Here is a 22236-nt window from a genome sequence, read left to right as displayed (position 1 = left end):
CAAGCGCCGCAATCTCCCTGGCTCTGCCCTTGGGTGGGCTCAAAGTTGCGACATAATCCGGAAAGAGATAAATCCGAGACATAAGAAATGTCCCGTTAGGAAAAAATTCTTAAATGGGCGACCGAAAGATAGCTAAATCATTAACCGATTGAATTAAAGCGTTTTTATCAGTGAAGGCAGAACATAACAGGAAAGGTTATTCAAACAGAACCGGACTATAACAGATGATTTTCCTGAATTTTTTCCCGTAAAAAATCCAGAAAACAGGTGATGCGGGAACTGAGCGACTGGTTGCGATAGTACACTGCGTGAATCGGCAGGCGCAGTTCGCGCGTGTCATTTTCCAGCACCTGTACCAGCCGGCCGCTGGCGCGATCCTCGCGGCTGACAAAATCCGATAGCCGCACAATGCCCTGGCCGGCCAGCGCCAGCTGGCGCAGGGTTTCACCGCTCGACGCGCAAAGCGTGGGTTTGATGCGCAAAAACTCGCCTTCGCGCTGCCACACCGGCCAGACATTGTGCGCGTCCAGCTGGCTGAATCCCAGCAGCTGGTGCGTCAGCAGATCTTCCACGCTCTGCGGCGCGCCGGCTTTTTCCAGATAGGCCGGACTGGCCAGCAGGCGAATCGCGCTGCTGCCCAGCACGCGGGCGCGCAGCGTGGAGTCGCGCAGTTCGCCAATGCGAATAGCGATATCGGTTTGCTGCTCAAGCAGGTCGATGACAATGTCATCGGTGTTCAGCTCCAGCTGAATTTGCGGATAGCGCGCGCAAAATTCGGCAACCAGCGGCACGATAACATGCAGGGTAAACGGCGTATTGGCGTTGACGCGCAGCCGTCCGGAGGGAATGTCGCGCCGCTGCGCAATATGCTCTTCGGCCTGCTCCACCGACGCAAGGATCTGCCGCGCGTGATCGAGAAAAATCAGCCCCTCTTCGGTCAGCGCCAGGCGACGCGTGGTGCGGTGCAGCAGCGTGGTTTGCAGTTTGCTTTCGAGGCGGCTCAGCGCCCGGCTGATGCCGGAGCTGGTTTGATCCAGCTGTTCCGCTGCGGCGGTAATCGAACCGGTGTCCACCACCGCGACCCAGGCGCGTAACTCTTCCAGTGTGATTTTCACTCTTCCTACCTCAGCGCATTGCTACTTCGAGACCGGTCTTAGCCTCGTTCTCACGGCTGCTGAGGTAGATTGCTCCACGTTCAGCAGCGGCAGGATACCACAATGCAGCAAAACGCAGGGATTATCGCTGACCCGGGGCAGCAGGCGGCATATGGGTGCCGCGCACAGGGCGGTTTTTATTCACGGGCATGCAGCGATGGGACAGATCGGGACGGGCAGCGATGGGACAGATCGGGACGGGCAGCGATGAAACGCCTTGCCGGCATAAAAAAGGGACGCCGCAGCGTCCCGTTTGCATCACACTTCGAGGTCGGCGAGGTCGCCTTTTTCCTGCAGCCAGTTGCGGCGGTCTTCCGAGCGTTTCTTCGCCAGCAGCATGTCCATCATCCGTAACGTCTGCTCGACGTCTTCTTCGTCGACCGTCAGTTGCACCAGACGACGGGTGTTAGGATCGAGCGTGGTTTCGCGCAGCTGCAGCGGGTTCATCTCACCCAGACCTTTAAAGCGCTGCACGTTCGGCTTGCCTTTTTTCCGTTTCAGCTGCTCCAGCACGCCCTCTTTTTCGTCTTCATCGAGCGCGTAATACACCTCTTTACCGAGGTCGATGCGGTACAGCGGCGGCATCGCCACATAGACGTGGCCCTGCTGCACCAGCGAGCGGAAGTGCCTCACAAACAGCGCGCACAGCAGCGTGGCAATGTGCAGGCCGTCGGAGTCCGCATCCGCGAGGATACAGATTTTGCCGTAGCGCAGCTGGCTGAGATCTTCACTGTCAGGATCGATACCGATCGCCACCGAAATATCGTGTACTTCCTGCGACGCCAGCACTTCATCCGACGACACTTCCCAGGTGTTGAGGATCTTGCCTTTCAGCGGCATGATCGCCTGATATTCGCGGTCGCGCGCCTGCTTGGCGGAGCCGCCCGCAGAATCCCCTTCCACCAGGAACAGTTCGGTTTTGTTCAGGTCCTGCGCGGTACAGTCGGCCAGCTTGCCCGGCAGCGCCGGTCCGCTGGTCAGCTTTTTACGCACCACCTTTTTCGCCGCGCGCATACGACGCTGTGCGCTGGAGATCGCCAGCTCGGCCAGCATTTCGGCGGCCTGCACGTTCTGGTTGAGCCACAGGCTGAAGGCATCTTTCACTACCGCTGAGACAAACGCCGCGCACTGGCGTGAGGAGAGACGTTCTTTGGTCTGTCCGGCAAACTGCGGATCCTGCATTTTGACCGACAGCACATAGGCGCAGCGATCCCAGATATCCTCCGCCGACAGCTTCACGCCGCGCGGCAGAATATTGCGGTATTCACAGAATTCGCGCATCGCATCGAGCAAGCCCTGACGCAGGCCGTTAACGTGCGTTCCGCCCTGCATGGTTGGGATCAGGTTGACGTAGCTTTCGGTCAGCAGCTCGCCGCCCTCCGGCAGCCACAGCAGCGCCCAGTCGACTGCCTCCACATCACCGGCAAAGCTGCCGACAAACGGTTTTTCCGGCAGCGTTGGCAGGCCGTTCACCGCTTCGCTCAGGTAATCCGTCAGGCCATCCTGATACAGCCAGGTTTGCTCGGTATCGTTCACCTTGTCTTTAAAGACAATTTCAACGCCCGGGCACAGCACCGCTTTGGCTTTCAGCAGATGCTTGAGGCGGGAGACCGAGAAGCGCGGGCTGTCAAAGAAGCTTTCGTCTGGCCAGAAGTGAACGCTGGTGCCGGTGTTACGTTTGCCTACCGTACCAATCACCGCCAGATCCTGCACTTTATCGCCGTTTTCGAAGGCGATCTGGTAAATCTCACCGTTGCGGCGCACCGTGACTTCCACACGCTTCGACAGGGCGTTGACCACCGAAATCCCTACGCCGTGCAGGCCGCCGGAGAACTGGTAGTTTTTGTTGGAGAATTTACCGCCGGCGTGCAGGCGACAGAGAATCAGTTCGACCGCTGGCACGCCCTCTTCCGGGTGGATATCGACGGGCATACCACGGCCATCATCGATCACTTCCAGCGACTGATCGGCGTGCAGGATGACTTCCACGCGTTTGGCGTGACCGGCCAGCGCCTCATCGACGCTGTTATCGATCACTTCCTGGCCCAGATGGTTAGGGCGTGTGGTATCGGTGTACATGCCCGGACGGCGACGTACCGGTTCGAGGCCGGTTAAAACCTCAATGGCGTCAGCATTATAGCTAGATTGGCTCATCGTAACAGTCTGATTAGCAATAGGAAAATGGGCCCATCCCGCAGCATCAGGGAGTATTCAGTCCCAGAAAATCAATCATCTGCGCAAAATGGCGTTCGAATCCGATATAGGCATGATTGCCGCCCTCTTCTACCGTCTGACGGCACGCGCTGTAGTAATCCAGCGCCTGGCGATAGTCGAGCACTTCATCGCCGGTTTGTTGCAGCAGCCAGAGTAGATCGGGCGCTTCCAGAGGGTCAATCTGCATCACTTTCAGATCGTAAATGTGGCGAGACTCTAACACATATTGCTGGCCGGTGTAGGGATTCCGGTTTTCACCCAGATAATCCACCAGCAGTTCAAACGGCCGCACCGCCGGATTCACCACCACCGCCGGCAGCATGAAACACTGCGACAGCCAGGTGGCAAAATAACCACCGAGCGATGACCCCACCAGCCCGAGCGGTTCCCCGGCATACTGCATCACCAACTCTTCCAGCAGCGCAGCAGCCTCAGCGGGAAAAGTCGGCAGCTGCGGCACCAGCACCTCAATGTGCGGATGCTGCGCCTGACACCACTGCTGTAACTGCGTCGCTTTAGCCGACTGCGGTGAGCTGTTGAATCCGTGCAGATAAATCAGCGCCGCCATGGTTTAGTAGCCCTCGGAATCCAGATCCGGACGGAACAGATCGCTTTGCAGACGATTCACTTCGGTGTGCAGCGTGCCGTCCGCCTGCAGCGTCAGCCAGCGCCAGCCGGGTGCCACGGTATCAATAGTGAAGTTGGTGCAGTGCGGTTTGAACTGAACGCAGGTCGAAGGCGACGCCAGTACGCGGCGGCCGTGCCAGTCGAGATCCAGCTCCTGATGAATGTGGCCGCACACCAGGTGGCGCGCCAGCGGGAAATTTTGCAGCACCGCATCCAGCTGATGCGGATTGCGCAGGCTGTGCTGGTCAAGCCAGGTACAGCCAGAGGCCAGCGGATGATGGTGCAGCAGCACCAGCGTGTAGCGATCGGGGTACTGACGCAGCGTGCGGTCCAGCCACTCCAGCTGATAGTCGCTCAGCATGCCGTGCGGCACGCCAAAAACCTGGCTGTCCAGCAGCACCAGCTGCCAGTGCTCGCCGAGCAGCACATGCTTGTCCGCAGCGATGCCGGCCTGCGCCAGCGTATCCACCATCGCCGGCTGAAAATCGTGATTGCCCGGCAGCCAGACGCACGGCTTCGGCAGACGTGCAATGCCCGCAACAAAATGCTGATAAGCTTCGACGGTGTGATCCTGGGCGAGATCGCCAGTGGCGATAATCAGATCGTAATCGCGCTGTTGCGCCGCGATGGCGTCCAGCACCGCATCAAAACTCGACCAGGTATTCACTCCAAGCAGCGATTGATGTTTTCCCGCGAAAAGATGGGTATCCGTAATTTGTAAAATTCTGATATCGGACCCATTTGCCGCAGGAAGAGTTAGCAGGCTATCCAAAGCGTTTCCTTTCTCTCCACGCTATCGTTGCGTTATATACCCGTGCGGATTCAGGGTATCGCTATCAGCATACTGGCACGGCCATCGCGCCGTGCGCCAGGCAGTACCGCAACCAGTCGGCAAGGAACTGGTTAATCTGATGTTTTTCATCGCGCTGATGCAATTTTTTATTAGGATAATCATAGCGCGCTTTGAAGCGATAGATCTGCTGAGTGGAACACACTTCAGCCACCATCGCATCATGGTAGAGCCGCACCGACATGGACGGCAGGCTCCAGTAGCTCACTGCGGGTGCCACCTGGCGGATCTCCACCAGCGTGGTATAGCGCGTCGACTCTTCAATAGTCAGCTGATAACTGGCGCCGTTCACCTGATACATCACCGACGCACCTGCCTCGTCACTGCGCGGCAGCAGGCGGCGCAGCTGAGCGAAATTGGTTTCGCACAGACGCATCATTTCGGGGAAATCAGGGGTATAGCGCTGTTTCATGTTGGCTTCCACTCTTCTCTTAGTTTCTCATGGTGCAACGCCAGCCATTGCAGAGCGATGACAGATGCCGCGTTATCAATAATCCCCTCTTCCACCCAGCGATAAGCCTGTTCGCGGCTTACCACATGCACAAGAATATCCTCATTCTCTTCCTCCAGCCCGTGATTTCCCTCTGCCTGGCTGGCATCCACTTCGCCCACCAGCACCGACAAACGCTCTGAGGTTCCGCCGGGGCTGGCTAAGTAATTCACTATCGGTTTGACGCGGCCAACCTTGAGGCCAGCCTCTTCGACCGCTTCACGACGCACCACATCTTCCGGTGTTTCACCCGGTTCAATAATGCCGGCCACCATCTCCAGCAGCCAGGGCGTGGCGCTGGAATCATAGGCCGGAATGCGGATCTGTTCGATCAGCACTACTTCGTCGCGCAGGGGATCATAGGGTAGCAGCACGGCAGCGTGTCCGCGCTCAAAAACTTCGCGCACCACTTCACCGCTCATGTCGCCATTGAAACGGCGGTGGCGGAAGCGGTAACTGACGATGGAAAAAAAACCATCGTAGCGAGTATCGCGTGCAATAATTTCTACATCGTTTTTTGTGAAAGTCACAGGGGATTTTTTTTCACCCGCCATCATCTGGTTCCTTATGCAGATTGGGATGGAGCGAAGAAAAGCCAACCCTTGTGCTCCGTCCGAGTGGTTCTTTCTGAATTATTTACGTAAATTAGGGGGAGAAGGCACGTTCAGCCAACTTATCTCTGACGCCGCCTCTGTAGAATCGGCGATTATTTTTTGGCTTACCTGCAGCACACTCTCTGTGCATTTGCTGCAACACAAGGAATGCAAATGAAAAAACTGCTCCCACTTTTTATTGGACTGAGCCTGGGCGGTTTCAGCCTTGCCAGCCAGGCAGAAAACCTGTTGCAGGTCTACCAGCAGGCGCGCCTCAGCAACCCGGATCTGCGTGCTTCAGCCGCCGATCGCGACGCTGCTTTTGAGAAAATTAACGAAGCGCGTAGCCCGTTGCTGCCGCAGCTGGGTCTGGGTGCAGATTATACCTATAACAGCGGCTATCGCGACAACAGCGGTCTCCATTCCAACACGACCAGCGCCTCGCTGCAATTAACGCAGACGATTTTCGACATGTCGAAATGGCGTGCGCTGACGCTGCAGGAAAAAACGGCCGGCATTCAGGACGTTACTTATCAGGTAGCGCAGCAGGATCTGATCCTGAACACCGCAACCGCCTATTTCAACGTGCTGAAGGCCATTGATACGCTTTCTTACACTGAAGCGCAGAAACAGTCGATCTACCGCGAACTGGATCAGACCACCCAGCGTTTTAACGTCGGTCTGGTGGCCATCACCGATGTGCAGAACGCCCGTGCTCAATACGACAGCGTGCTGGCCAACGAAGTGACCGCGCGTAACGACCTGGATAATGCGGTGGAATCGCTGCGTCAGATCACCGGCATGGATTATCTGTCGCTGGCGTCACTGAATATCGATCGTTTCAAAACGGCGCGTCCGGAAGCGGTGTCCAGTCTGCTGAAACAGGCTGAGAGCCGTAACCTCAACCTGCTGTCTGCCCGTCTGAGCCAGGATCTGGCGCGTGAGCAGATTCGCTCCGCCGAGTCCGGCCACATGCCGACGCTGGATCTGACCGCTTCTACCGGTCTGTCGAACAGCAAATACGGCGGCAGCCGCGCTAATCAGAGTGCCGGTACCACTGACTCGATCACCGGCTCCAACCAGGTTGGCCTGAGCTTCTCACTGCCTCTGTACAGCGGCGGTTCAGTGACTTCGCAGGTGAAACAGGCGCAGTATAACTTCGTCGCCGCCAGCGAGCAGCTTGAAGGCGCGCACCGTAGCGCGATCCAGACCGTCCGTTCTTCGTTCAACAACGTGAACGCTTCGATCAGCAGCATCGACGCTTACAAACAGTCGGTAATCTCGGCGCAGAGCTCATTAGATGCCTCGGAAGCCGGTTATCAGGTGGGTACGCGTACCATCGTTGATGTGTTAGACGCGACCACCACGCTGTTTAACGCTAAACAGCAGCTGTCGAATGCGCGTTACAGCTACCTGATCAACCAGCTGAACATCAAATATGCGCTGGGCACGCTGAACGAGCAGGATCTGCAACAGCTGAACAGCACGCTGGGCAAAGAAGTGACGACCTCGCCAGAAGTGGTCGCGCCGGAAAACAGCCAGCAGGCCGCGCGCGTGGATAACGGCCCGAAAGCGACCTCCGCTTCCGCCGCCGCTCAGGCCCGTCCGGCCGCGGCACGTAACAGTGCCAACCCTTTCGCTAATTAAGCCTTCAAGGGGCCGCTTGCGGCCCCTTTCGCATTCAAACGTATAACAACGTAAAGATCCCCTTGCCACCCGGCTTCCCGCTTCATTTTCCACCACTCATCACCTATCCTAAGCCCCACCTTTGGGCACAGGATGAAGATAATGAAACGGACAAAAAATATTCGTCATGCCGCTTTCCGTAAAAGCTGGCAGGCACGCCATTTAACGCCGGTCGCACTGGCGGTCACCGCCGTGTTTATGCTGGCAGGCTGCGAACAGAGCGATGAAACGGTTTCGATGTACCAGAACGCCGATGATTGTGCGAAAGCCAATCCGGGCCAGAGCGCCCAGTGCACCACCGCTTACAACAACGCGCTGAAAGAGGCTGAGCGCACCGCGCCAAAATACGCCACGCGTGAAGATTGTGTCGCGGAATTCGGCGAAAACCAGTGTCAGCAAACCCCGGCACAGGCGGGCGTCGGTACCACGGCGAACAATGCTGAAGCGCAGCAGAGCGGCAGCTTCTGGATGCCTCTGATGGCCGGCTACATGATGGGTCGTCTGATGGGCGGCGGCGCTGGCTTTGCGCAGCAGCCGCTGTTCTCGCCAAAAACCCCTAACAGCCCGGCTAACGGCCAGTTTGTTGATGCTTCCGGTAAGAACTACGGTGCGGCCACCTCGGGCCGGACGGTAAACGTGCCGAAAACCGCGCTGGCGCCAAAACCGGCCACTACGTCCACCATCACCCGTGGCGGCTTTGGTGAGACGGTAGCCAAACAGAACACCATGCAGCGCAGCAGTGCCACCAGCACCGGCAGCCGCTCGCTGGGAGGCTAAGCCCGCGCATGCAACGTATTGCTATCAGCGAACGTCCGAACTGGCGCGAAAAGGCGACCGAGTACGGCTTTCAGTTTCACACCATGTATGGCGAACCCTACTGGTGCGAAGACGCTTATTACCAGTTTACGCTGGCGCAAATTGAACAGCTGGAAGCGGCCACCGCGGAACTGCACCAGATGTGCCTGCAGGCGGTAGAAAAAGTGGTGAACAGCGAAGCGCTGCTCACCCGTTTCTGCATTCCGAAACACACCTGGGATTTTGTGCGCGAATCCTGGCAGCAGCGTCAGCCGTCGCTCTATTCACGCCTCGATCTGGCGTGGGATGGCACAGGCGAGATCAAGCTGCTGGAGAACAACGCCGATACGCCAACCTCGCTGTACGAAGCGGCGTTTTTCCAGTGGATCTGGCTGGAGGATCAGCTCAACGCCGGCAACCTGCCGCAAGGCAGCGATCAATTCAACAGCCTGCAGGAGCAGCTGATTGCGCGCTTCGCCACGCTGCACCAGCAGCACGGTTTTAACTGGCTGCACTTTGCCTGCTGTCGCGATACGGAAGAGGATCGCGCCACGGTACAGTATCTGCAGGATTGCGCCACTGAAGCCGGTCTGCCGAGTGAATTTCTCTACATTGATGAGATTGGGCTGGGCGAAAAAGGTCAGTTTACCGATCAGCACGATCAGGTGATCAGCAACCTGTTCAAGCTCTATCCGTGGGAATTCATGCTGCGCGAGATGTTTTCGACCAAGCTGGCCGATGCCGGCGTGCGCTGGCTGGAGCCGGCGTGGAAAAGCATTCTCTCCAACAAAGCGCTGTTACCGCTGTTGTGGGAGATGTTCCCCAACCATCCTAACCTGCTGCCCGCCTGGTTTGCCGATGATGCCAGCGCGCCGCAGATGGACAAATATGTGGTGAAACCGCTGTTTTCCCGCGAAGGTGCCAACATCACCATCGTGGAAAACGGTCAGGAAATCGCGCGTGCCGACGGCCCTTATGGCGAAGAGGGCATGATCGTCCAGCAGTTCTGGCCGCTGCCGAAATTTGGCGACAGCTACACGCTGATTGGCAGCTGGCTGATTGACGATCAGCCTGCCGGTATCGGTCTGCGGGAAGATCGGGCGCTGATCACGCAGGATCTGTCGCGTTTCTATCCGCACACCTTTATTGTGTAACGCACGTGCCGCCCGGTCTGCGGGCGGCACAGGTGTCAGCCAACCTGCACCGACAGCATACTGATCGAACCCATCTCCATGCCTTCCACCGGGATGCTCACCGCCTCACCTTCAGCTCGCGCGCCGAGAATATACAGCAGCGGCAGATAGTGCTCCGGCGTCGGATTAGCCAGCTGCGCGCCTTCATGCTGCTGATAATTCACCAGCGGATGCTGCGTCGCCTCACCCTCGTAGCCCAGATTATCGCGCACAAACTGGTTGAAGCTCTCCGCCCACGGATAAGCGCTTTCCGCGCCCTGCCAGCGAATCATGCGCAGGTTATGCACCACGTTGCCGCTGGCCACCAGCATCACGCCTTCGTCACGCAGCGCCGCCAGTTTACGTCCCAGCGCAAAATGCCACGCCACCGGCTGGGTGCCATCAATACTGAGCTGAATCAGCGGAATGTCCGCCTGTGGATACATCTTCGCCAGCACGCCCCACGAGCCGTGATCAAAGCCCCACTGCTGATCGGCCTGCACTGCTACCGGCGCCAGCAGATCGATAACGCGCTGTGCCAGCGCAGGCGAACCCGGCGCCGGATAGCGCACGTCGAACAGCGCCTGCGGGAAGCCACCAAAATCATGGATGGTGCGCGGATTGCTCATCGCCGTCACCGCCGTGCCGCGCGTGTACCAGTGCGCCGAGATGGCGAGAATAGCGCGCGGACGCGGCAGGGTTTCGCCCAGCTGCTGCCATACGCGGGTATAACGGTTGTCTTCTAATACGTTCATCGGGCTGCCGTGGCCGAGAAACAGAGCGGGCATGCGGGTCATTATTCATCCTCTGGCGTCGGGATCGCGTTAATGACTGTCACGATACGCGCTTTCGCCAGGGGAAAAACGCTGATAAGCGTGATGATGTTTATCAGCAAATTTGAACAAGATTTTGCCGACATAACTTTACGCTAAATAACTCGATATTTTATGGGGTTAACTATATTGTAACTGGTAATCATTATCATTAAGGAGCCCATCATGTCAGTACCTCTGCTGCTAACCATCCTGGCTGGCGGTGCCACTTTCGTCGGCGCGATTTTTGGCGTGCTCGGTCAGAAGCCGTCGAACCGCGTACTGGCCTTTGCGCTCGGCTTTGCCGCCGGCATCATGCTGCTGATTTCCCTGATGGAAATGCTGCCCGCCGCGCTGCATGCGGAAGGCATGTCGCCGGTGCTTGGCTACGGCATGTTCATGCTCGGCTTACTGGGTTATTTCGCCATGGATCGCCTGCTGCCGCACCAGCATCCGCAGGATCTGATGGCGGTCAATCGCCGCCCCACCAACCTGAAACGTACCGCGATCCTGCTGACGCTCGGTATCAGCCTGCATAACTTTCCCGAAGGCATTGCCACCTTTGTCACCGCCAGCAGCGATATGGAACTGGGGCTGGGCATCGCGCTGGCCGTCGCGATCCACAATATTCCGGAAGGGCTGGCGGTGGCCGGACCGATGTACGCCGCCACCGGCTCGAAAGCCAAAGCGCTGTTCTGGGCCTGCCTGTCCGGCATGGCGGAGATTTTTGGTGGCATCATCGCCTTTCTGCTGCTGGGGCCGGCGGTCTCACCGGTGATGATTGCGGCGATTATGGCGGCGGTGGCGGGCATTATGGTGGCGCTGTCCGTGGATGAACTGATGCCGCTGGCGCGCGAAATCGATCCGCATAACAACCCCAGCTACGGCGTTCTGTGCGGCATGACGGTGATGGGCCTGAGCCTGACGCTGCTGCAAACCAGCGGGGTAGGCTGACGCGAGATTCGTCTCATTCACCACCACTTCGGCCTTAACTCTCAACGACTTAGACTTGTTAAGGCGTAGTCGAGACGGGTCTTGTTAACACCCGACGGCGGGCTCATTACACTCCACGCGACTCTTAGAAAGCAGTGGAGTGTTATGTTAATTCAGGGAGCCATTTTATGCCTGGCGATGAATATCTATCATGAAGCGCGCGGCGAACCGGTAAAGGGACAGATTGCCGTCGGCACTGTCACCATGAACCGGGCTAACTGGGACGTCAAAGAGATCTGTCCGGTGGTGTACGCACCCAAACAGTTCTCCTGGACGTCTCTGCACAAACATCCCCATCGCCATCCGCCGCAGCATGACAAAAGCTGGCAGCGCGCGCAGCGCCTGGCCCAGCGGATTGTCGAGGGTAAGCTGGCGGATGTGACAAAGGGCGCGACCTTCTTTCATGCACACAGCGCCAGACCCGCGTGGCGCCACGCCTTCCAGCGTACCGTGGTGATAGGCAATCACGTTTTTTACGCCAGCCGTTAATCATAAAAAAAGGCCGGATGCATCACATCCGGCCTTATTTAATTCACGTCGGCTTAGCTGGCCTGACGGGTTTCATGCTGGCGGCGCCAGGCCACCAGGTCTTCAATGGTCACCACCGGCATGGCGTGCTGCTTCGCAAACGCAATCACTTCCGGCGCGTGCGCCATGCTGCCGTCATCATTGGTCAGTTCGCACAGCACACCCGCAGGTTTGAAGCCCGCCAGCGTCACCAGATCGAGCGTCGCTTCGGTGTGGCCGCCGCGCGCCAGTACGCCGCCGTCGCGCGCGCGCAGCGGGAATACGTGGCCGGGACGATTCAGATCGGACGGTTTAGCGTCATCGGCAATCGCCGCGCGGATGGTGGTAATACGGTCGGAGGCCGATACGCCGGTCGTCACGCCGCTGGCCGCTTCAATGGTCACGGTAAAACCGGTGCCGTAAGAGCTGGTGTTGTTCTCTACCATCATTGGCAGATCCAGCTGCTGGCGGCGCGCTTCGTTAATGCACAGGCAGACAATGCCGCTGCCGTGACGAATGCTCAGCGCCATCTGTTCAACGGTCATGGTTTCGGCAGCGAAGATCATATCGCCTTCGTTTTCGCGATTTTCATCGTCCAGCACCATCACGCCGCGCCCGTTGCGCAGCGCATCGATGGCGCGTTCTACACGCTGTTCCGGCGTGCCAAATTCAGAAAGAAGCGTCTGATTCATGGTAAAAAACCTTATTAATAAAATATGAGTTACCAGAACCAGGGCGAGCTTAGGAGTGCGTAGAAAACACATGGCAATAACGTGACGCGGGCGCAGCCCGGCTGATGTCGTTACCCTCTCCCATCCGGACTTTAACCGTCGGCCCCGGAATTACACCGGATCTGCTGACCTTTCACTGTAAGCGAAAGCGCTCGCGGGCTTTCAGCCGAAGCTGATTTACCGCCGGTGGGGAATTTCGCCCCGCCCTGAGAATAAGCGAAATTACTATAGCGCCAATCACCTGGTCGGGCAATCAACAAAAGTGCAAATGCTTTTGCACTTCATGCGTTGCGGATTTCGGGTTTAACCTTTTCGTTTCTGGCATTACACTTAATGTTTGATGAGTCGGAACACGCGCTGTTATCAGCCACCGTAACCAGGAAACAACCATGATCGACACGAAAAAAATTGAACAACTGGCGCGCCAGGTGCACGAAGCGATGCCAAAAGGTATTCGCGACTTTGGCGACGATGTGGAAAAGAAAATTCGTCAGGTATTGCAGGCGCAGTTAACCCGCATGGATCTGGTTAATCGTGAAGAGTTTGACGTGCAGACCCAGGTTTTGCTGCGCACGCGTGAAAAACTGGCGGCGCTGGAGCAGCGTCTGGCGAAGCTGGAAAGTGAAAGTCCGGCGGCCCCGGCTCCGGCGGTGATCACGCCAGATCCGGCAGGCAAAATCGATACGCCTCAGTAAGGTTTACGCGGCGGGAGTTCGCTCCCGCCGGCTACGTGTTTACTGATTGCGAATGGTTTTGATGATGTTGGTGGTGGAGATACCATCTTCAAAGTTGAGCACGCGCACGTCACCGCCGTTGGCCCACACCTCTTTACTGCCCGCGATATCTTCCGGCTTATAATCTCCGCCTTTCACCAGCAGATCCGGTAGCACTTCGGCAATCAGCCGCTGTGGCGTATCCTCTTCAAACAGCACCACCCAGTCTACGGCTTCCAGCGCACCCAGCACGATCATGCGGTTTTCCTGCGGGTTCACCGGGCGGGTTTCGCCCTTAAGACGTTTGGTGGAAGCATCGCTGTTGACCGCCACGATCAGGCGATCGCCCAGTTTGCGCGCGTTGGCCAGGTAAGAGACATGGCCGGCGTGTAAAATGTCGAACACGCCGTTGGTCATCACTACTTTCTCACCGCGCTGGCGCGCCTGCGCCACCGCCACTTTCAGCTCGGCTTCGGTCATCACGCCAAAGCCGCTGTCCGGTCGCGCGTGAATTGCATTCTCCAGCTCCACGGTACTGACGGTTGAAGTCCCGAGCTTGCCGACCACCACGCCAGCCGCAGCATTGGCGAGGAAGCAGGCATCTTCCAGACTTTCACCGGCAGCCAGCACTGCGGCCAGCACGCCGATCACCGTATCGCCGGCACCGGTGACGTCATACACTTCCTGCGCCTGAGTGGGCAGATGCAGCGGCGCTTTGCCCGGCTGCAGCAGGGTCATTCCGTTTTCCGAACGCGTCACCAGCAGCGCGGAGAGATCGTAATCGGCAATCAGCTGCATACCGCGGCTGACAATCTCCTCTTCGCTTTTGCACTTGCCGACCACCGCTTCGAACTCGGACAGATTGGGCGTCAGCAGCGTCGCGCCGCGATAGCGTTCAAAATCGGTGCCTTTCGGGTCGATCAGTACCGGCACCTGCGCCGCACGCGCCAGCTGAATCATGGTCTGCACGCTGCTCAGCGCGCCTTTGGCATAGTCAGACAGCACCAGCGCGCCCGCCTGTGCCAGCGACTGACGCAGGCGATCGTGAATCGGCTGCGGATCAACCTGCTCAAAGCCCTCTTCAAAGTCGAGGCGAATCAGCTGCTGGTTGCGCGACAGCACGCGCAGTTTGGTGATGGTCGGATGACTATCAAGGGCGACGAAATCGCACTCAACCTTCACCTGCGCCAGCGTTTCGCGCAGCACGCGCGCAGCGTCATCTGCACCGGTCAGGCCGATAAGGCGCGAGTCCGCACCGAGTGCGGCGATATTCATCGCCACGTTGGCCGCGCCGCCCGGACGCTCTTCAATGGTATCCACTTTAACCACCGGCACCGGAGCTTCCGGTGAGATCCGGCTGGTCGGGCCGTACCAGTAGCGGTCTAACATCACATCGCCGACAACCAGCACAGCGGCCTTGCCAAACGCGGGCAGTGTTACTTTCATGCAGAGACTCCAGACTTCAACGTTCAGTCAAAATAATGCGCGGATAATAGCATAGAAGCCGCCAGGCTCACTGCTCCGTGTCATCCGCGTCGCTCGCGGCCAGCCAGCGCTGCCAGCTGGCGTGCACCACGGCGCGTTCGTCAGCGAACGATGCCGGATCGACATGACCCGGCAGTTCCTGCAGCGCCAGATGGTGCAGCGCATCGCGCAGCGTGACGTAAGCGTGCGTCAGCGCCTGCGCTTCTTCATCAGCCATGATGCCGTGGCGCGCCATCAGTTCGAAAATGCGCACGTTATCCGACCAGCGCGTCAGCGCCGGCTGGCTGGCGGCGTAACCTAAGACCAGATACTGCGCAATGAATTCAATATCGGTGATACCGCCCTCATCGGTTTTAATCTCCCAGCGGCCTTTGTGCTTGTTACTGAGGTGCGCACGCATTTTCTCACGCATCTCACGCACTTCGGTTTGCAGCTTCGCGCCTTCACGCGGCAGGCACAGAATACCGCGCCGGATCGCATCGAAGCACTCACACAGCGCCGGTTCGCCATACACGATGCGTGCACGCACCAGCGCCTGATGTTCCCACGTCCAGGCTTCATGGCGCTGATAGTCGTCAAAGGCGGCAAAGGTGCTGACCAGCATGCCGGCCACGCCAGAGGGGCGCAGGCGCGCATCCACCTCATACAAAATGCCGGACGAGGTGCGGGTACTGAACAGATGCATGACGCGCTGGGCGAGACGCAGGTAAAACTGGCGCCCGTCAATGACGCGTTCACCGTCGGTTTCGGCATCGTCCGGACAGTCGTGCAGAAACACCAGATCGAGATCCGAACTGTAACCCAGTTCCCAGCCGCCCAGTTTGCCGTAGCCGACCACGGCAAAGCCGCGCTCGCTGTCGCTGGTGAGATGCGAAGGGCGACCATAGCGTTGCACCATCATCTGCCACGCCTGCTGCACCACCGATTCAATGATCGCTTCCGCCAGCCAGGTTAAGTGATCGCTCACTTTCATCACCGGCAGGGTTCCGGCGATGTCGGCGGCGGCGATACGCAGATGCTGTGCCTGCTTGAACTGGCGCAGCGCTTCCAGCTGCTGCTCTTCATCATCGGTGGGAATGCGCAGCAGATACTGGCGCAGTTCGTCACGATAGGCGTCGGTGGCGGTGGGCTGATACAGCGTGGCCGGATCAAGCAGTTCATCCAGCAGCAGCGGATAGCGCGCCAGCTGGCTGGCAATCATCGGCGAAGCGCCACACAGGCGAATCAGATGGCGCAGCGCGCCGTGGTACTCAGTCAGCAACTCCAGATAGGTGCTGCGCGTTAATACGCCAAGCAGCAGCGGCGTCAGGCGTGCCAGCACCACATCGGCGTCGTCACGCGCGCACACTTCGCTTAGCAGGCGCGGCATTAATTGATCAAGCGCCAGCCGGCCGCGCGGGCCGATGGTGCGGCGACTGACATCCTGACGAAAATCATTCAGCGCCCGATACAGCGCATGGCGCTGTTCTGCCTGCAGCTGCGGTACCACCGGCAGCAAATCGCTCTCTTCCAGCGCGTCCTGCCACAGGCTGGCGAACTCCGCCAGCTGCGGCTGATCGTCGACATCCGGTGCATCATCGCCTATCAGCTCGTCGAAAATGTGGCGCACGCCGGCCATGTGCTGTTCCAGCTGTGCCAGCAGCGTCGCCCAGTCCGCCATGCCCATCGCCCAGGCCAGGCGCTGGCGGTCGAGCGGATTTTCCGGCAGCGTCTGCGTCTGCTCATCGTTGATGCTTTGCAGCAGATTCTCCAGCCGGCGTAAAAACAGGTAGGCGGCGCGCAGATGATCAACCTGCTCCGGTGTTAACAGTGCCAGCTCACCGATGGCCTGCAGCGTCGGCAGCAGCGAACGCAGCTGAAGTGAGCGCTCACGTCCCCCTCGAATCAGCTGAAACACCTGGACGATGAATTCGGTTTCACGAATGCCGCCGGCGCCGAGTTTGATGTTGTCCTTCAGGCCGCGCCGCCGTACTTCGCGGGCAATCATGCCTTTCATGTTACGCAGCGACTGGATCACGCTGAAATCGATATAGCGGCGATAGACGAACGGGCGCAGCATCTGCTGCAGCTCCTGGCTCCAGTGGCCGCCGTCATCGCCCATCAGGCGCGCTTTCACCATCGCGTAGCGCTCCCAGTCACGGCCCTGCTCCTGGTAGTAATCCTCCAGCGCGGCAAAGCTCAGCACCAGCGGACCGCTGTCGCCAAACGGGCGCAGGCGCATATCCACGCGATAAACAAAGCCATCGACGGTAGGTTGATCCAGCACCTTAATCAGCCGCTGCCCCATGCGGGTGAAGAACTGCGCGTTGTCGAGCTCGCGCCGGCCGCCGCGGGTGACGCCGTTTTCCGGCCAGGCAAAGATCAGGTCAATATCGGAAGAGAAGTTGAGTTCACCGCCGCCCAGCTTGCCCATACCCAGAATCAGCATCGGCTGCGCTTCGCCGGCGGCGTTGCACGGCGTACCGAAATCGCGGCAGCAATCCTGCCACACCCAGTCGCGCGCGGCGGTAATAAGCACTTCCGCCAGCGTGCTGAGCTGCGTCAGGCTCTGCCCGGTGCTGGCCTGCTCCAGCACCTGCATCCACGCGATGCGCACCAGCATATGGCGGCGGAACAGGCGCAGTTCGCGCATCAGGGAGGCTTCGTTATCCACCGGCTGCAGCGCCGCTGCCAGCCAGGCCGCATAGTGCTGCCACTCTTCGGGCTGCGGCGGTTGCTGCTGCAGCTGTTGCCACCACGCCGGATGCTGCTGCAGGTTGTCCACGATAAAGTCACTAAAGGTCAGCGCGCCAGCCTGCTGCGGTGTGATCGCCGTCAGCGGCAGGCCCAGACGTTCTGCCACGCTGGCGAGCTGCGCCTGCATCAGCGTCGGTAACGGTAACGACATCTTCCCTCCCTGATGATTGATGGTGCCGTAGCCTTAGCGTTTCGCACCGTTATTCAGCCAGAACGGCGGTTGACGGATCGCCAGATTGACCAGCTGAATCAGACCGCGCTCCTGTTTTTCACGAATGGCGTGCTGCAACTCCTGCCAGCCCGCCAGCCACTGGCTGACTTCTTCAGCCGGATACGCCCCCGCCAGCAGATGCACCGCCAGCAACTGGCGGTTAAGGCGCGTAGCTTTGTCCTGAAATTCATTGAACAGCTGCACGTCGACGAAGGTTTCACGCAGATCCGCGCCGATGCGCCCCAGCATGATGTCGCTGAAGCGTTTAAACGAGCCCTGTAGCTTGCTTTTGTTCTTCTCGTCCAGCCACGGCTGCCACTGCGACTCCACCAGCCAGTGAGTAAGTGCTAACTGAGCTTCGACCGAGGTCGGTGAGAAGCAGACGGTTTCTGCGCTGGCCTCGCTGTCCGCCAGCAGCTCTTCCAGCCGGGTCAGCTTCTGACGCAGTTCGCTATTGGCCTTGCGCGGCACCAGCGTGCCAAACAGGGAAAACGCCTGACGCAGCGTTTCCAGCGCTTCAATTACCCGTGCCCGGGCGTCTTCGTTACCGCGCAGCCAGACTTCTTCATGGTACTGCCAGTGGCCGAGCGCCGCGCTCATGGCGTGAACCATGCCCTGCTCCACCGTGGCTTTAGGGGCAATTTTCTGCAGCGGCAGCGCGCGCAATGGTCGCGGCGCGTTGCCCTGCGCCAGCTGATAACCGCGTGCCGCTTTGCTCAGGCTGCCGAGGCGCAGGCCGCCCGTGGCGATCAGCGCGCTGGCGAAGGTCAGCATATCGCTGCGCGCTCCGCGCTTAAGCTCCAGCTCCACTTCATACAGCGGTTCGCTCAGCTCCCCTGCGGCAACGCTGCCGCAATCGAAAGCCACTTCAATTTCGCTGTCGCCAACGCTCACCAGCCAGGTTTCACGCTGGAAATGGGTGCTGAACAGCGGCTGCAAACGCGACTGAAGCGCGGCAATATCGGTCCCCTGCGGCCAGATCTCTGCCGGCAGGCGGGCAATGTCCAGCTGCGGCTCGCTGAGGTTGACATTGTACTCCGGACGCTGATGCAGACCGCCCAGCGTTTTGCCAGCGGTTTTCAGCGTCATTTCATAGCGCTGATCCACGCCGCGAATCCGCAGGCCCATATCCCAGCGGCGCAGCTGGTTGTCATCGGTTTCGTAATAGATGTTGGTCAGCTCACGCGCGGCGTGGTGCTGATGTGGCCAGGCGGCAAGCGTCTGCGCCAGTTTTTCGGCGGCTTGCGGGGTGGCAATGAACTTTAATTCGATTTCGATGGTCATAATTTTTTATTCAATACGCTGCTGGCACTTACGAGTTTAATCTGGCGAAGAGTAATGCACCGCAAGCCTGCTGTCTCTGCTTTCTTGTGCTTTTACGACCCTTTTCGCACCGCATTGAGACCAGGATAGTTCTCATTCAGATTTATGCGAAGCGACTCCAGACTGTGCCGGTAAATTTACGTCCATCATGAAAAAACGATATCGAATGAAAAAAATCACACTTGCCGCCCTCTCTTTGCTGGCTTTCAGCGCCATCGCACCGGCTCACGCGGCCGATGAAAAACGTTACATCTCCGACGAATTATCCACCTGGGTACGCAGCGGCCCTGGCGATCAGTATCGCCTGGTTGGCAAGCTGAATGCCGGGGAGGAAGTCACGCTGCTGCAAACTAATAATGACTCGCAGTACGCGCAAATCCGCGATGCAGAAGGCAAAACTAACTGGATCCCGCTGTCGCAGCTCAGTGCCTCTCCCAGCCTGCGCACCCGCGTGCCGCAGCTGGAGCAGCAGGTTAAAGAGCTGACCGACAAACTGGCGAACATTGATAACAGCTGGAATCAGCGTACGTCAGAGATGCAGAACAAGGTGGCCAACAGCGACGGCACCATCAACGGCCTGAAAGAAGAAAACCAGAAGCTGCGCAACGAGCTGATTGTGGCGCAGAAGAAGGTCAGCGCCGCTAACGTTCAGCTGGATGACAAACAGCGCACCATCATCATGCAGTGGTTTATGTATGGCGGCGGCGTGCTCGGCGTCGGTCTGCTGCTCGGTCTGCTGCTGCCGCACATGGTGCCGCGCCGCAAGAAAAACGATCGCTGGATGAATTAAAGCCGCCACGCCATTTGTGGTTTGCCTGGAGGGGATCGTAAGATGCCCCTTTTGGCATGCCCGCTTTTTCGCCAAAGTATGCAACAATAACGTAACAAGCGTGCGCGGCACGCAAAAGTGGATTGCCTCTGGAGTGGTTGAGTGAAGACGTTTCTGGTCGGTGGCGCAGTGCGTGATGCCTTACTGCGTTTGCCGGTAAAAGATAGAGATTGGGTGGTGGTGGGCGCAACGCCCGACAGCATGCTGGCGCAGGGCTATCAGCAGGTGGGCCGGGATTTTCCGGTTTTTTTACATCCTGAAAGCCGCGAAGAGTATGCGCTGGCGCGCACCGAACGCAAAAGCGGCAACGGTTATACCGGCTTCGTGACCCAGTTCGCGCCGGACGTGACGCTGGAGCAGGATTTACAGCGTCGAGATCTGACCATCAATGCCATCGCGCAGGCCGCTGACGGCACGCTGATCGACCCTTATCATGGCCAGCAGGATTTGCAGCAGCGCACCCTGCGTCACGTGTCGGCAGCCTTTAATGAAGATCCGCTGCGCGTGCTGCGCGTGGCGCGTTTTGCTGCCCGTTTCGCCCATCTCAATTTCCGCGTGGCACCTGAAACCCAGGCGCTGATGCGCGAGATGGCGCACAGCGGTGAACTGGCGCACCTCACCGCAGAGCGGGTGTGGAAAGAGACGGAAAAAGCGCTGCTGACGCGCAATCCACAGGTCTATTTCCAGCTGCTGCGCGACTGCGATGCATTGCAGGTGCTGTTCCCGGAAATCGACAATCTGTACGGCATTCCGGCCCCCGTTAAGTGGCATCCGGAGATCGATACCGGCGTCCACGCGCTGATGACGCTGACCATGGCTGCGGCGCTCTCCGACCAGCTTGACGTGCGCTTCGCCACGCTGTTCCACGATGTGGGTAAAGCGCTGACGCCGCCAGAGAAGTGGCCGAGCCATCATGGTCACGGCCCGGCCGGTGTACCGATTGTTGAAGCGCTGTGCCAGCGGCTGCGCGTGCCGAACCAGGTGCGCGATTTGGCCCTGGTGGTGACGGAGTTTCACGATGTGGTGCACACCATTGAACGCCAGCCGGCTGACGCGCTGGTGGCGCTGTTTGACCGCATCGACGCCTGGCGCAAGCCCGATCGCGTGGAAAAGATGGCACTGACCAGCGAAGCCGACGCTCGCGGGCGTACGACGCTGGAGAGCATGGCTTATCCGCAGGGCGATTATCTGCGGCGCGCGTTTGCGCTGGCGCAGGCGGTGCCCACCAAAGCGGTGGTCGAGGCCGGTTTCACAGGCGCGGCGGTGCGGGAAGAGTTGACGCGTCGGCGCGTGCTGGCGTTGCAGGAAGGGTTAATCGACGCGCGGCCAGCGTAACCGGCCGCGCCTCGCGCATTACATAAAGATGGCGTAAACCGCTGCCGCGACGATAAAGCGGTAGATGGCAAACGACACAAACGAGATACGTTTGATCAGCTCAAGGAACACTTTGATCGCCAGCAGCGCGACAATAAAGGCGGTCACGAAGCCCACGGCAAACATCGGGAAATCCTGCATCGTCAGGAAGCCCATGCTCTTGTAGAGATCGAGTCCGGTAGCACCGATCATCATCGGTACCGCGAGGATGAAGGAAAACTCGGACGCCGCATAGCGGCTGACGCCCATCAGCATACCGCCGGAGATGGTGGCGCCGGAACGCGAGAAGCCCGGCCACAGCGCCAGACACTGGAAGCAGCCAATCATAAACGCCTGGCGATAGGTGATGTCATCAATGCCCACCGCCTTCGGCTGCTTTGGCTTGAGATATTCCGCCGCCAGCAGCAGCACGCCGCCCACCACCAGCGCATACATCACGTTGATCGGGTTAAACAGGGTTTTAATCTGGTCATGCAGCACCAGGCCAATCACCACCGCCGGCACCATACCCAGCAGAATGTGAATCAGCGTCAGTTTTCCGCTGCCGACGCCTTCGTGGCGCTCCTGGCCGAAGTGAATGCCGATCAGGCCAAACAGCCGGCGCCAGAACATCACGACTACGGCGAGGATGGAGCCCAGCTGGATCACCACTTCAAAGGTTTCCGCCTTCTCACCCTCGAACCCCAGCAAATGGCCAACAATAATCATGTGGCCTGTGGATGAGACCGGCAGGAACTCCGTAAGGCCTTCCACAACCCCCAGGATTGCAGCTACCCATAGCTGATGAATGTCTGCCATCAAATTTTACCCTCTATCCGTTTTAAACAGTAAAAAGGCGGTCGCGCACCGCTACCGCCTGAAATTATGCCTGCACCTTGCTGAAGGAAACCTTAAGGATTTCGGTCACTTCCCCTTCATCAGCGCAGCGGCCTCCACTGAGA

Annotated in this window: 20 protein-coding genes and 1 riboswitch; of the genes, 8 read left to right on the top strand and 12 right to left on the bottom strand. The window is 58.7% G+C overall.

Going from position 1 to position 22236, the window contains the following annotated elements; genetic code table 11:
* Nucleotides 1-215 precede the first annotated feature (215 nt).
* The 6 genes from K7H94_RS02580 to nudF all read right to left on the bottom strand — a co-directional run bounded on the left by K7H94_RS02580 (nucleotide 216) and on the right by nudF (nucleotide 5889).
* Nucleotides 216-1115: a LysR substrate-binding domain-containing protein gene (locus K7H94_RS02580; RefSeq protein WP_058776526.1), complete on the bottom strand. Its 900-nt coding sequence runs from the start codon at nucleotides 1113-1115 to the stop codon at nucleotides 216-218.
* A gap of 297 nt (nucleotides 1116-1412) precedes the next feature.
* A complete protein-coding gene (parE, locus tag K7H94_RS02575) occupies nucleotides 1413-3308 on the bottom strand; it encodes a DNA topoisomerase IV subunit B (protein ID WP_021509608.1) in 1896 nt (631 codons plus the stop codon).
* 46 nt (nucleotides 3309-3354) lie between these two features.
* The gene (gene yqiA / locus K7H94_RS02570) at nucleotides 3355-3936 is read right to left on the bottom strand and encodes an esterase YqiA (RefSeq protein WP_058771368.1); all 582 of its coding nucleotides are present in this window, start codon (nucleotides 3934-3936) and stop codon (nucleotides 3355-3357) included.
* Nucleotides 3937-3939: 3 nt separating this feature from the next.
* Complete coding sequence (cpdA, locus tag K7H94_RS02565; protein WP_141496441.1) at nucleotides 3940-4767, bottom strand: 3',5'-cyclic-AMP phosphodiesterase; 828 nt, start codon at nucleotides 4765-4767, stop codon at nucleotides 3940-3942.
* 64 nt (nucleotides 4768-4831) lie between these two features.
* Nucleotides 4832-5257: a DUF1249 family protein gene (locus tag K7H94_RS02560; protein WP_021509611.1), complete on the bottom strand. Its 426-nt coding sequence runs from the start codon at nucleotides 5255-5257 to the stop codon at nucleotides 4832-4834.
* Nucleotides 5254-5889 carry an ADP-ribose diphosphatase gene (gene nudF / locus K7H94_RS02555; RefSeq protein ID WP_021509612.1) on the bottom strand — a complete coding sequence of 212 codons (636 nt, stop codon included), beginning with the start codon at nucleotides 5887-5889 and terminating at the stop codon, nucleotides 5254-5256. The genes K7H94_RS02560 and nudF overlap by 4 nt, the downstream gene beginning before the upstream one ends.
* A gap of 213 nt (nucleotides 5890-6102) precedes the next feature.
* Here nudF and tolC point away from each other — a divergent pair, with 213 nt between their 5' ends.
* The 3 genes from tolC to K7H94_RS02540 all read left to right on the top strand — a co-directional run bounded on the left by tolC (nucleotide 6103) and on the right by K7H94_RS02540 (nucleotide 9563).
* Nucleotides 6103-7575, top strand: a complete 1473-nt coding sequence (gene tolC / locus K7H94_RS02550) for an outer membrane channel protein TolC (RefSeq protein WP_058776524.1) — start codon at nucleotides 6103-6105, stop codon at nucleotides 7573-7575.
* 141 nt (nucleotides 7576-7716) lie between these two features.
* Nucleotides 7717-8391: a DUF1190 family protein gene (locus K7H94_RS02545; RefSeq protein ID WP_021509614.1), complete on the top strand. Its 675-nt coding sequence runs from the start codon at nucleotides 7717-7719 to the stop codon at nucleotides 8389-8391.
* Nucleotides 8392-8399: 8 nt separating this feature from the next.
* On the top strand, nucleotides 8400-9563 hold the full coding sequence (locus K7H94_RS02540; protein WP_222951589.1) for a glutathionylspermidine synthase family protein: 1164 nt from the start codon (nucleotides 8400-8402) through the stop codon (nucleotides 9561-9563).
* Nucleotides 9564-9598: 35 nt separating this feature from the next.
* Here the strand turns inward: K7H94_RS02540 and ygiD are convergent, their stop codons facing one another.
* Complete coding sequence (gene ygiD / locus K7H94_RS02535) at nucleotides 9599-10369, bottom strand: 4,5-DOPA-extradiol-dioxygenase (RefSeq protein WP_371824682.1); 771 nt, start codon at nucleotides 10367-10369, stop codon at nucleotides 9599-9601.
* 210 nt (nucleotides 10370-10579) lie between these two features.
* Between ygiD and zupT the strand changes: the two genes are divergently transcribed.
* Nucleotides 10580-11347 carry a zinc transporter ZupT gene (gene zupT, locus K7H94_RS02530; protein ID WP_222951588.1) on the top strand — a complete coding sequence of 256 codons (768 nt, stop codon included), beginning with the start codon at nucleotides 10580-10582 and terminating at the stop codon, nucleotides 11345-11347.
* Between the two features lie 144 nt (nucleotides 11348-11491).
* Nucleotides 11492-11875 (top strand): cell wall hydrolase, encoded by a 384-nt coding sequence (locus K7H94_RS02525; protein ID WP_021509619.1) that lies wholly within the window; start codon nucleotides 11492-11494, stop codon nucleotides 11873-11875.
* A gap of 53 nt (nucleotides 11876-11928) precedes the next feature.
* Here the strand turns inward: K7H94_RS02525 and ribB are convergent, their stop codons facing one another.
* Nucleotides 11929-12585, bottom strand: coding sequence for a 3,4-dihydroxy-2-butanone-4-phosphate synthase (gene ribB, locus K7H94_RS02520; protein WP_010618704.1), 657 nt, complete (start codon nucleotides 12583-12585; stop codon nucleotides 11929-11931).
* Between the two features lie 108 nt (nucleotides 12586-12693).
* Nucleotides 12694-12842: riboswitch (FMN riboswitch) on the bottom strand.
* Nucleotides 12843-13013: 171 nt separating this feature from the next.
* Between ribB and ubiK the strand changes: the two genes are divergently transcribed.
* A complete protein-coding gene (ubiK, locus tag K7H94_RS02515) occupies nucleotides 13014-13319 on the top strand; it encodes a ubiquinone biosynthesis accessory factor UbiK (protein ID WP_010618705.1) in 306 nt (101 codons plus the stop codon).
* 39 nt (nucleotides 13320-13358) lie between these two features.
* On the opposite strand, the gene hldE is transcribed toward ubiK, so the two are convergent.
* The 3 genes from hldE to K7H94_RS02500 form a co-directional block, all read right to left on the bottom strand.
* Complete coding sequence (hldE, locus tag K7H94_RS02510) at nucleotides 13359-14783, bottom strand: bifunctional D-glycero-beta-D-manno-heptose-7-phosphate kinase/D-glycero-beta-D-manno-heptose 1-phosphate adenylyltransferase HldE (RefSeq protein WP_021509620.1); 1425 nt, start codon at nucleotides 14781-14783, stop codon at nucleotides 13359-13361.
* Between the two features lie 67 nt (nucleotides 14784-14850).
* Nucleotides 14851-17709, bottom strand: coding sequence for a bifunctional [glutamate--ammonia ligase]-adenylyl-L-tyrosine phosphorylase/[glutamate--ammonia-ligase] adenylyltransferase (glnE, locus tag K7H94_RS02505; protein ID WP_222951587.1), 2859 nt, complete (start codon nucleotides 17707-17709; stop codon nucleotides 14851-14853).
* Nucleotides 17710-17742: 33 nt separating this feature from the next.
* Nucleotides 17743-19053, bottom strand: a complete 1311-nt coding sequence (locus tag K7H94_RS02500; protein ID WP_222951586.1) for a CYTH domain-containing protein — start codon at nucleotides 19051-19053, stop codon at nucleotides 17743-17745.
* A 205-nt stretch (nucleotides 19054-19258) separates the two neighbouring features.
* On the opposite strand from K7H94_RS02500, the gene K7H94_RS02495 reads away from it, so the two are divergent.
* Together K7H94_RS02495 and K7H94_RS02490 are read left to right on the top strand one after the other, a co-directional pair.
* The gene (locus K7H94_RS02495; RefSeq protein WP_010618709.1) at nucleotides 19259-19882 is read left to right on the top strand and encodes a TIGR04211 family SH3 domain-containing protein; all 624 of its coding nucleotides are present in this window, start codon (nucleotides 19259-19261) and stop codon (nucleotides 19880-19882) included.
* A gap of 141 nt (nucleotides 19883-20023) precedes the next feature.
* A complete protein-coding gene (locus K7H94_RS02490) occupies nucleotides 20024-21256 on the top strand; it encodes a multifunctional CCA addition/repair protein (RefSeq protein WP_021509623.1) in 1233 nt (410 codons plus the stop codon).
* An 18-nt stretch (nucleotides 21257-21274) separates the two neighbouring features.
* Here K7H94_RS02490 and bacA read toward each other — a convergent pair whose 3' ends face one another.
* Nucleotides 21275-22093 (bottom strand): undecaprenyl-diphosphate phosphatase, encoded by an 819-nt coding sequence (gene bacA, locus K7H94_RS02485; protein WP_031280132.1) that lies wholly within the window; start codon nucleotides 22091-22093, stop codon nucleotides 21275-21277.
* Nucleotides 22094-22236 lie beyond the last annotated feature (143 nt).

The organism is Pantoea dispersa, assembly GCF_019890955.1.
GTDB classification, from domain to species: Bacteria; Pseudomonadota; Gammaproteobacteria; order Enterobacterales; family Enterobacteriaceae; genus Pantoea; species Pantoea dispersa.
The sequence above is the reverse complement of the archived record's forward strand: the minus strand, read 5'-3'. Positions and strand labels throughout refer to the sequence as shown.

Bases quoted from the DNA above. Each gene is read 5' to 3' on its own strand.
- parE (WP_021509608.1), bottom strand. From the start codon at position 3,308: ATGAGCCAATCTAGCTATAATGCTGACGCCATTGAGGTTTTAACCGGC.
- yqiA (WP_058771368.1), bottom strand. From the start codon at position 3,936: ATGGCGGCGCTGATTTATCTGCACGGATTCAACAGCTCACCGCAGTCG.
- K7H94_RS02560 (WP_021509611.1), bottom strand. From the start codon at position 5,257: ATGAAACAGCGCTATACCCCTGATTTCCCCGAAATGATGCGTCTGTGC.
- nudF (WP_021509612.1), bottom strand. From the start codon at position 5,889: ATGGCGGGTGAAAAAAAATCCCCTGTGACTTTCACAAAAAACGATGTA.
- tolC (WP_058776524.1), top strand. From the start codon at position 6,103: ATGAAAAAACTGCTCCCACTTTTTATTGGACTGAGCCTGGGCGGTTTC.
- K7H94_RS02545 (WP_021509614.1), top strand. From the start codon at position 7,717: ATGAAACGGACAAAAAATATTCGTCATGCCGCTTTCCGTAAAAGCTGG.
- K7H94_RS02540 (WP_222951589.1), top strand. From the start codon at position 8,400: ATGCAACGTATTGCTATCAGCGAACGTCCGAACTGGCGCGAAAAGGCG.
- ygiD (WP_371824682.1), bottom strand. From the start codon at position 10,369: ATGCCCGCTCTGTTTCTCGGCCACGGCAGCCCGATGAACGTATTAGAA.
- zupT (WP_222951588.1), top strand. From the start codon at position 10,580: ATGTCAGTACCTCTGCTGCTAACCATCCTGGCTGGCGGTGCCACTTTC.
- K7H94_RS02525 (WP_021509619.1), top strand. From the start codon at position 11,492: ATGTTAATTCAGGGAGCCATTTTATGCCTGGCGATGAATATCTATCAT.
- ribB (WP_010618704.1), bottom strand. From the start codon at position 12,585: ATGAATCAGACGCTTCTTTCTGAATTTGGCACGCCGGAACAGCGTGTA.
- ubiK (WP_010618705.1), top strand. From the start codon at position 13,014: ATGATCGACACGAAAAAAATTGAACAACTGGCGCGCCAGGTGCACGAA.
- hldE (WP_021509620.1), bottom strand. From the start codon at position 14,783: ATGAAAGTAACACTGCCCGCGTTTGGCAAGGCCGCTGTGCTGGTTGTC.
- glnE (WP_222951587.1), bottom strand. From the start codon at position 17,709: ATGTCGTTACCGTTACCGACGCTGATGCAGGCGCAGCTCGCCAGCGTG.
- K7H94_RS02500 (WP_222951586.1), bottom strand. From the start codon at position 19,053: ATGACCATCGAAATCGAATTAAAGTTCATTGCCACCCCGCAAGCCGCC.
- K7H94_RS02495 (WP_010618709.1), top strand. From the start codon at position 19,259: ATGAAAAAAATCACACTTGCCGCCCTCTCTTTGCTGGCTTTCAGCGCC.
- bacA (WP_031280132.1), bottom strand. From the start codon at position 22,093: ATGGCAGACATTCATCAGCTATGGGTAGCTGCAATCCTGGGGGTTGTG.